Below are 8,563 nucleotides of genomic sequence, written 5' to 3'. Positions count from 1 at the left end.
GTTGTCTGATAAGGCATTGCCGGGCAGCTACGCGCTAGGTGATAAAGGCTGAAAGCATCTAAGCCTGAGGTATCCCCTGAAAATAGATTGCTTAGGACGCGAGTAGAAGACTTGTTTGATGGGGTAGGGATGTACGCTTCGAGGTTTTTTTTCCGAGTTGTTTAGTCCGCTGCTTCCAATTGTTCGCTTGCATTATTTTAATTGTTAGTAAAACATATGTATTGACTTATTCAAGTGATACATAGTTTGATAACAATTTGGTTAGGTGTTAACAGTAAGGGTGAAAGTTGCACTAATTATAATTTATTTTTCATAGGGTTATACCTGGACTCGTTTCGATCCCAGTAGTGAAGTCTTTTTGCGTTTTGTTTGTGTACTATGGTTTTCTATGGGAATTTCATTTCGCTGCAAGCCTTCTATTACAATTATTACTTACTTTTTTTGACAGTTTTTTTATTACATAATACCCGTATTGAAATTTTTCAGTGATTCTTATGAATATTAAAGTATTAGATACTACATTGCGCGATGGGGAACAGACTCCTGGTGTATCATTAACTCCGTTGGAAAAACTAAGAATAGCTTCAAAGCTTGATGAAATTGGAATCGATTTTATTGAAGCAGGTTCCGCAATTACATCTGAAGGTGAAAGGGAATCTATTAAAGAAATTACTAAACAGGGGTTAAATGCAGAAATCTTAAGTTTTTCAAGACCTTTGACTGTCGATATTGATTATTGTATTGAATGTGATGTTGATGCAGTCAACCTTGTTGTTCCCACTTCTGATTTGCACATTTCAGATAAATTGAATACAACCAGGGATAAACTCATTGACTTATCTAATGATGCAATTGACTACTGTAAGGATCACGGTTTGATTGTTGAGATATCTGCAGAAGATGCTTCCAGAAGTGATGTTGATTTTTTAAGGGAAGTCTTTTTAAGTGCAATTGACCATCATGCCGACAGGCTTTGCGTATGCGATACTGTGGGAATATTGACTCCCGATTCTTCATATGATTTATTCGGCAGGTTAAACGATTTGAAAGCTCCTCTTTCTGTGCATTGCCATAATGATTTCGGCCTTGCCGTTGCAAATACATTATCCGCAATCAAGGCAGGAGCCAGTGAAATCCATACCACCGTTAACGGTATAGGAGAGAGGGCAGGAAATACCTCTTTTGAGGAGTGTATCGTCAGCATTGACAGACTGCTTCCCGAATTTTCAACCAACGTCAAGATCAGTGAAATTTATGACATTTCCAAATTGGTTGCAAGGTCCACCGGAGTGTATATCCAGCCCAATAAGGCGATTGTTGGAGAGAATGCTTTTGCCCATGAATCAGGAATTCATTCAGATGGAATCATTAAGAATTCCGCTACTTATGAACCTATAACTCCTGAACTTGTCGGACGTAAGCGCAAGTTTATCCTCGGAAAACATATGGGCACTCATGGACTTGATTCCAGATTGAAGGAATTGGGCCTAAATGTCAATAAGGATCAGTTAAATCAGATTTGCAATGACATAAAGGATTTGGCAGATAAGGGAAAAACTGTTACTGATGTTGACTTGCAGGCAATTGCCGATAATGTTTTGCAGATAAATCATGAAGACAGAATCAGGCTTGATGAGGTAACTATCGTTTCCGGAAATAAGGTAATGCCTACCGCATCCGTTAAAATTACAATTGATAATGAGGAAATTCTAAATGCGGGAGTCGGTGTAGGTCCTGTTGATGCGGCAATCAATGCGCTTAAATCCTTAGACATGTTCAAGGAGATAGATTTGATTGAATATCACGTAGATGCAATCACCGGAGGTACTGACGCTTTCATTGATGTGATTATTAAATTGCAGCAGGAAGACAAGGTTGTTTCAGCCCGTGGTACTGAACCTGACATTATCAATGCCAGTGTTAAAGCCTACATTGCAGGTGTAAATAGGTTGTTAAGGGATTAATATGCGTATGGATAATATTCAAATATTGGGATTTAGGGCAAACATCGATTCTGTTGGGGAAGTGCTTGGCAAAATCAATTCCATTAAGGATGATGGTGAGATTATCCAGCTTCTCAATGCGGATTCTGTCGTTTCAAAAAATCATATAATTCATGGTGTCAATCAGGCTTTTCTTGCTTTTGAGCGTGGTGAAAATCTGGCCAATGACTTGAGTGTTGAGATAGTTTTAAGATGTTCCGCCCAGCGCCAGATTTCAAAGGCATTTAAAATATTAGGTCTGCATGAGGGAAATATGAATCTATGTGCAGTTTTAATTGATTCAAAAGACTACACAAAAGAGTTGTCTTCACTTTTCATTAGGGATGATGATGTTTTAATTCCAGATGAGGATAAATTAATTGAAATGTATAAAATCAGTGATGATGAACTTCAAAACATGTCTGTTGAAGAGATAATTATTGACAGAATCACAAAACTTACAGTCGACATGTAACTTCATCAATTATTATATCCAAATATTCTTTTTCAAGGCATCTGTAATCCAAATTTTTTATTTCTACACAAATTGCCTTTTGTTTCACGCGATTATAGTTGGGGCATGTTGTGATGAATCCGCTTTTGTCGGTTGAGAGTGTCTTTTTCAAATCCCAACATATTGACTTTGCATCATCGTTAGGTATAATTACATTAAGGCCTCTTTTATCTTCATGTATTGCATCAGGTATGTGTTTTTTTACATAGTCTGTTGCATTTAATGATACTTCAAGGTTATCTTTAACTTGATTAAGTTCATTATCTATACCACTACATACTATTTGTGATGTTTTGCTTAATTTTTGTGGCAGGGCAGTTTTTTTGAAAACTTCCTCATCGTCAGTGGAAATGAATCCTCCGCTTCCGACATTAATCATTTTTGGTGAGCCGGTTGATGCAAGAATGATGTCTGAATTTTTACCGAGATTGTTTTTATTGTCTCCAATTCCTGCTGAGGCATCTTCAATTGTTGTAATGTTTCTGTTTTCGCAGTATCTGCAGATGGATCTGATATCCTGCTCGGCGCTGTAACCTGCAAAGCTTGTAAATATCAATGCTGATGAATCTGCAATGTCCAAATCCTCCAGGTAATCGGTATTTATTATTCCCAAATCTGTTTTCATGGTTATTATGTTCTTGTTCAAGAACCTGGCAATCTGCTTAAATCCATGCCATGCTCCCTGATCCGGAATGATGATGTCTCCTTCAACGGCAGAAAGCGCAATAAAGATGCTGTTGTTTCCACTTGAAGTCATTCTGACGTGTTCCTTGTCGGTCAAACCTTTAATCTTATCGATGCAGATTGCTTCATAGTCCTTCTCGACGTTGCCTTTTGCAACTTCAGACATAATTTCCAGGGTTTTGTTTGAGGGGGTTTTAAACTTAAACATTGTTTTCACTTTTAAAGTACATATCGAGGGTAGTCTGTTTTGTGTGAAGCATCTCATTGAGCAGTGTGCCCTGCTTGACATATCTGCTTATCGGTATTTTCAGCTTGGTTCCCGCATATTCCAGACATTTTTCCAATGTTTCAAATTCCAGATACGGCTGCAGCATGGCTTCCTTAATGTTTTCACGGACATTGAAAACGCCCAGCGGAACATATCCGTCATAGGCTTCTCTCAATATAATTAATCCTGATTGCCTTTTTATCTTCATCAGGTAATCCAGGACCGCCATTTTAGCGGTATAGTAGCAGCCTCCAACGATGGAGTACTCCTTTTTGCCGCCGTTGGTTTCATAATCTGAAAAGATCAACTCTTCGTTTCTCATCAATTTGATGAATGCCTCATACCATTCGTATTCCCATTCGCCGGGAGTCAGGATGATTACATAATAATTGTTCAGGGCTCCGAATTCAAAGACCCTGTATGTGTCCAGTATTTCAAATTTTCTAACTTCCTTTAGAAATTCATCCGCCAGTGTGGAATCGCATGCAGTGATTGACCAGCGTGTCGGAACAAGTTTTCTGTTGTTTTTGGTTCCTATTGCACCTACAGAAAATGCCTTTTGCATTGCAGAAAATGGAACGTCCTTGTTGTGCAGGTTCAATACGGCTTCAGTCGCCTTCAAGTCGGTATCATAGAATGTCTTTTCTAATTGTTTGTCCCATCTGACGGCGTCTATGTCAAATTTCTCGATGACTGCACTTGGTCCGTGAGGCATGCTGTCCTCTGAAAGCATGGATCCCCTTGGTCTTTTTCCGAATGTCGCTTCGCTGTCGATTGATTTGGATGCAAGTGAAATGTCCTGAAGCTTTTCGACAAAAGGGTTTTCCAAATCATCAATCTTAATCAGCTGCTTTCCCCTTACGAGGTTCATCCTGTAGTTTATGATTTCCTCCTGGGTTTTGTTTTGTCCAAGCCACTCTTCCGGAGAGTCCATGATATGTGTATCGCCCATTTGGGAGCTCATCATGGGGCCTGCATATACCTTTGGATAGGACCATCTGCCGATGAAGACTGATGGGGGTGTTGTTCCTTCCAGGTTTTTGCCTACCTTGACAGATTTCATCTGGATTTGTTCTGTCAGTTTGGCTAGATATGCATTTTTTGTGGTTTTCATAATTATTCTAAAAAAAGTAAAAAATTAAAAATACCGGATTCCAGTATTTTTAACAGAATTCGATGGTTGCAGGTGGTTTGTCACTAATTGATAAAGCGACATGGGTAACTTCTGAAATTTCGGAAGTGATTCTTTTTGAAATGGTTTGAACGACTTCCCAAGGAAGTTCGGCAACTGATGCGGTCATGGCATCAATTGAATTAACCACTCTGACTATAACAAGGTATCCGAAGTCTCTTTGGTCTCCTTTCACACCGGTAACTTTGGTGTCGGTCAATACTGCAAAGTATTGCCATACGTCCTTATCAATTCCTGCAGCTTCAATTTCATCGCAAACGATTTTGTTTGCTTTTCTGCAGATTTCAACATTTTCTCTTGTTAAATCTCCAACAACACGAACACCGAGTCCAGGCCCTGGGAAAGGTTGTCTGTAAACGGTGGTTGCAGGTAATCCTAATTCGTCTCCGATTTCCCTTACTTCATCCTTGTAGAGGTCACGGATAGGTTCGCACAATTCCAGTTCCATTCCGCTTGGAAGGGCAAGGTTGTGGTGGGATTTGATTTCGCCTTTTGTTTCAATCCAGTCAGGTGCGATGGTTCCTTGAACAAGGAATTTGGCACCGGATTCGATTGCTTCTCTTTCAAATACTTCGATGAATACTCTTCCGATGATTTTCCTTTTTTCTTCAGGGTCTTCAACGCCTGCAAGCTGGTCCATAAATTCATCAGAAGCGTCAACGAATTTAAAGTTTAACCTGTCTTTGAAAGTGTTGGTTACTTGTTCGACTTCGCCTTCTCTTAAAAGACCGTGGTCTACAAATACTGCAGTTAAATTATCGCCGATAGCCTCTTGGACAAGTACAGAACATACTGAACTGTCCACTCCACCAGATAAAGCGATGATTGCTTTTTCATCACCTATTTGGTCTTTGATTTTTTGAATTGCATCTTCAATAAATTCTTTAGGGCTTAACATTTTATTCCTCTTCATCTTCTTCGTAATCTTCAATGATTTGTTTGATCATGGCTTCAAGGCCATTGTCGTTTCCTGATTCAATGGCTTCGAATATGTCGTCAAATTTTACATATTTTTCTAATTTAACAGATTTTTGGCCAATACCTGAGATTCTAAAGCCGTATTCCTCATCGCCAATTGGGATGTTTACATACTGCTTTTTCAATCCGGTCTTAAATTCATTTGCCTTGTCTCTTAAATCGTCAGCATTATCAATCATTATTACACCTATTTTTTACAGATTTCATAAAAGTTCTTAAATATTATTTCTCCTTTCGGAGTGTGATGTACTTCAGGGTGGAATTGGATTCCATACACATCCTTATCCTTATGCTTGAAGGATTCAACATCACATAAAGTGGAACTAGCCAGGATTTCAAAATCTTCAGGGATGCTTTTCACTTCGTCCTTATGAGAAGACCAAACATCCATTTCGGGAGCCAATCCTTTAAATAAGTTTTCATCATTATTGATATTAATTTTAACCTGAGCATAACTTTCGGTATCTGATGTGGTGACTTCTCCACCGTATGTTTTAGCAATCAATTGATGGCCAAGACAGATTCCCAGAATCGGAATGTCGAAATGTTTGATGTATTCCTCACTATTTCCTGCACCTTCTAGGGAAGGTCCTCCACCTAAAATCAGCCCAATCGGATTTTTAGCTTCAATTTCTTCAATGCTTAAATCATTTGAGACAAGTTCAGATGGAATCTTAAGGTATTGTAAACTTCTAGCGATTCTATGATTGTATTGACCTTTGTTATTAACTACTATTATTGTCATGTTATGCTCCATCAAAATATAATAATATTATTTTTGGTTTTTTTATTTATTATATGTTATTATAATATCAGTATTTTCAAAAACAAAAAATTAAAAAAAACTCTTAAAGTTTATATATCACATCGAATATATGTGAATTACATGGAACTTCAAAATTTAATATTTATTATAATCGCTATATTAGCAGCAGTATTGTTGCTTAAGGTATTTATGTGGCTTCTGCCTGTAATTGTAGTGTTGCTCATTGCATTCTTTATTTACATGTTTTTAAAACAACGCTACTGATTTTGCAGATCTTCAAATGCGGAAGTTGCGGCAACTGCGCCCTCTCCGCATGCAACAACCCACTGTTTTAGGCCTACACAGACATCGCCGATTGCATAGACATAATCAACATTGGTTTTCTGTTTTTTATCTATGATTATGTGTCCTGACTCATCCAGATTTATATCCAATTGTTTTGCAAGTTCAGTGTGGGGAATGTAGCCTACGCTAATGAAAATTCCATTTATAGGCAGTTCTTTGAGTTCATTGGTTTTAGTATCCTTTAACACAACTGATTCAACCAGCATTTCACCTTTTATCTCTTCGACTGTGGCATTGAGTATTGTTGGAATTTCAGCTTCCTTTATCTGATTCTGCAGGTGCTTTTGAGCCCTGAACTCATCTCTTCTGTGAACGACTGTGACGTTGGCGCCAAGGTTTTTAAGGTATAGCGCTTCCTGAAGTGCGCTGTTTCCGCCTCCGACCATGATGATGTCACGTCCTGCAAAGAAGAATCCGTCACAGGTGGCACAGTAGCTTACGCCTTTTCCCTTAAATTCCTCTTCTCCTTTGGCTTCAAGGTGTCTGTGGGAACTGCCTGTTGCAAGGATTATTGCTTTTGACTGGTAGGTGTCCTTGGATGTTTTCACTGTGAACCTGTATTCTCCATCTGTTTTTGTAATTTCAGTAACCTCTTCCATTTCCCTTAAATCGCAGTTTTTGGTTGCCTGGGCTTTCATCTTTTCAATGAGCTCCAGACCAGAAATGTTGTCAAATCCAGGATAGTTTTCCATTTCCGGAACTTCACGGCCCAGTCCTCCGGCCAGATCCCTGTCGATAATTAGATTTTTGGTTCCTTGGCGGCCTGCATAGATTCCTGCTGTCAGTCCGCCCGGGCCTGCTCCGATAATAATGATGTCATATTCATTCATGTTTTTTCCTCGAATTAATTTATTTATTTAAAATTAATTTTAATTTAGTTATTTTAATATATATGTTTAATGAAATTAATTAACATGACTAGAATAGAAGATGCGGTTCAATTGTTTGAAGATGGTTACGTGTGCTCACAGGCAGTATTTGCTGCCTTCAGTGAGGATTTCGGGCTTTCAAAGGAGCAGGCCCTAAAAATAGGCGCTTGCTTTGGAAGCGGAATGAGAAAAGCGGAAGTATGTGGAGCATGCACCGGCGCACTGATGGTGTTGGGCCTGAAGTATGGGGAGGACAAACCCCAAAGCAATGAGATGTGTAAAAGATTGCTGGATGATTTTGAATCTGAAAACGGCTCTTATATCTGCAGGGATTTGCTCGACTGTGACATCAGCACTGAAGAAGGCGTTGGATATGCAAGGGAAAATAATCTCTTTAGTGAAATCTGTCCGAAAATGGTTGAATCTGCAGCCAGGATTCTTGAGGAATTGATCTGATTGAGGTGATATTGTGGGAATCTGTCCACGATGCGGCTCATGGGTTGATGAAGGCGAACCTTATTGTCCCGAATGTTGCTACATGGGAGAAGATGATGGGGAAGATGATGAAACAGTCACCATCGACGGCAGAGATTATGATGCCTCTGAAGTAAAGAGGGTATTGGAGAATTATTGCTATACTTTAGAGGATTTGGAATACGGAAGAATCGATGATGAGGATTTGGAAAACATTATAGATGATTTGTGGTGATATCCTCGAAAAATGTACTCATGTTCATGGTGCCGCCGTGCTGTTAATTGACATATTCGACTGTTTTTTAAAATTATTGATGTGAGTTAATCTTTCTCTTTTTTGACAATTTTTCATTTTAATCAGAATAATTATATGTTGTTTGAACCTCTCCGGATTGTAGAAGCCGGAGATTCTTAGGCCATGCCTATTTTTTCGTCAAAGCATTTCCATTCATAATAATATGTGGATTTTCCTTGACTATTAGGCATGAAAT

Annotated in this window: 11 protein-coding genes and 1 rRNA gene; 6 read left to right on the top strand and 6 right to left on the bottom strand. The window is 38.8% G+C overall.

The window, feature by feature from the left end; genetic code table 11:
• From QZN27_RS07495 to cgi121, 3 genes are all read left to right on the top strand, one after another.
• Window positions 1-199 (top strand): 23S ribosomal RNA (locus QZN27_RS07495); the annotation flags it as partial.
• 295 nt (window positions 200-494) lie between these two features.
• Window positions 495-1,964 carry a (R)-citramalate synthase gene (locus QZN27_RS07490; RefSeq protein ID WP_296785873.1) on the top strand — a complete coding sequence of 490 codons (1,470 nt, stop codon included), beginning with the start codon at window positions 495-497 and terminating at the stop codon, window positions 1,962-1,964.
• Between the two features lies 1 nt (window position 1,965).
• Window positions 1,966-2,457, top strand: a complete 492-nt coding sequence (cgi121, locus tag QZN27_RS07485; protein WP_296785870.1) for a KEOPS complex subunit Cgi121 — start codon at window positions 1,966-1,968, stop codon at window positions 2,455-2,457.
• Here cgi121 and QZN27_RS07480 read toward each other — a convergent pair.
• The 5 genes from QZN27_RS07480 to QZN27_RS07460 are packed head-to-tail and all read right to left on the bottom strand — an operon-like array spanning window position 2,441 to window position 6,363.
• A complete protein-coding gene (locus QZN27_RS07480) occupies window positions 2,441-3,388 on the bottom strand; it encodes a DegT/DnrJ/EryC1/StrS family aminotransferase (protein WP_296785868.1) in 948 nt (315 codons plus the stop codon). The two genes, cgi121 and QZN27_RS07480, sit on opposite strands and share 17 nt — an antisense overlap.
• Window positions 3,381-4,562 (bottom strand): hypothetical protein, encoded by a 1,182-nt coding sequence (locus QZN27_RS07475; RefSeq protein WP_296785862.1) that lies wholly within the window; start codon window positions 4,560-4,562, stop codon window positions 3,381-3,383. Before QZN27_RS07475 ends, QZN27_RS07480 begins: the two co-directional genes overlap by 8 nt.
• A gap of 49 nt (window positions 4,563-4,611) precedes the next feature.
• Window positions 4,612-5,538 carry a glutamine-hydrolyzing GMP synthase gene (guaA, locus tag QZN27_RS07470; protein ID WP_296785859.1) on the bottom strand — a complete coding sequence of 309 codons (927 nt, stop codon included), beginning with the start codon at window positions 5,536-5,538 and terminating at the stop codon, window positions 4,612-4,614.
• Between the two features lies 1 nt (window position 5,539).
• Complete coding sequence (locus QZN27_RS07465; protein ID WP_296785856.1) at window positions 5,540-5,797, bottom strand: hypothetical protein; 258 nt, start codon at window positions 5,795-5,797, stop codon at window positions 5,540-5,542.
• An 8-nt stretch (window positions 5,798-5,805) separates the two neighbouring features.
• On the bottom strand, window positions 5,806-6,363 hold the full coding sequence (locus tag QZN27_RS07460; RefSeq protein ID WP_296785853.1) for a GMP synthase subunit A: 558 nt from the start codon (window positions 6,361-6,363) through the stop codon (window positions 5,806-5,808).
• A gap of 141 nt (window positions 6,364-6,504) precedes the next feature.
• Between QZN27_RS07460 and QZN27_RS07455 the strand changes: the two genes are divergently transcribed.
• Complete coding sequence (locus QZN27_RS07455) at window positions 6,505-6,648, top strand: hypothetical protein (RefSeq protein ID WP_296785851.1); 144 nt, start codon at window positions 6,505-6,507, stop codon at window positions 6,646-6,648.
• Here the strand turns inward: QZN27_RS07455 and trxB are convergent.
• Entirely contained in the window at window positions 6,642-7,559 is a 918-nt protein-coding gene (gene trxB / locus QZN27_RS07450; protein ID WP_296785848.1) for a thioredoxin-disulfide reductase, read from the bottom strand. The genes QZN27_RS07455 and trxB overlap by 7 nt on opposite strands.
• A gap of 84 nt (window positions 7,560-7,643) precedes the next feature.
• On the opposite strand from trxB, the gene QZN27_RS07445 reads away from it, so the two are divergent.
• Window positions 7,644-8,054 carry a C-GCAxxG-C-C family protein gene (locus QZN27_RS07445; RefSeq protein ID WP_292602584.1) on the top strand — a complete coding sequence of 137 codons (411 nt, stop codon included), beginning with the start codon at window positions 7,644-7,646 and terminating at the stop codon, window positions 8,052-8,054.
• A gap of 13 nt (window positions 8,055-8,067) precedes the next feature.
• Window positions 8,068-8,307 carry a hypothetical protein gene (locus QZN27_RS07440; protein ID WP_296785842.1) on the top strand — a complete coding sequence of 80 codons (240 nt, stop codon included), beginning with the start codon at window positions 8,068-8,070 and terminating at the stop codon, window positions 8,305-8,307.
• Window positions 8,308-8,563 lie beyond the last annotated feature (256 nt).

The organism is uncultured Methanobrevibacter sp., from assembly GCF_900316895.1.
Classification (GTDB): Archaea; Methanobacteriota; Methanobacteria; order Methanobacteriales; family Methanobacteriaceae; genus Methanocatella.
This window is presented reverse-complemented; position numbering and strand designations above follow the sequence as displayed.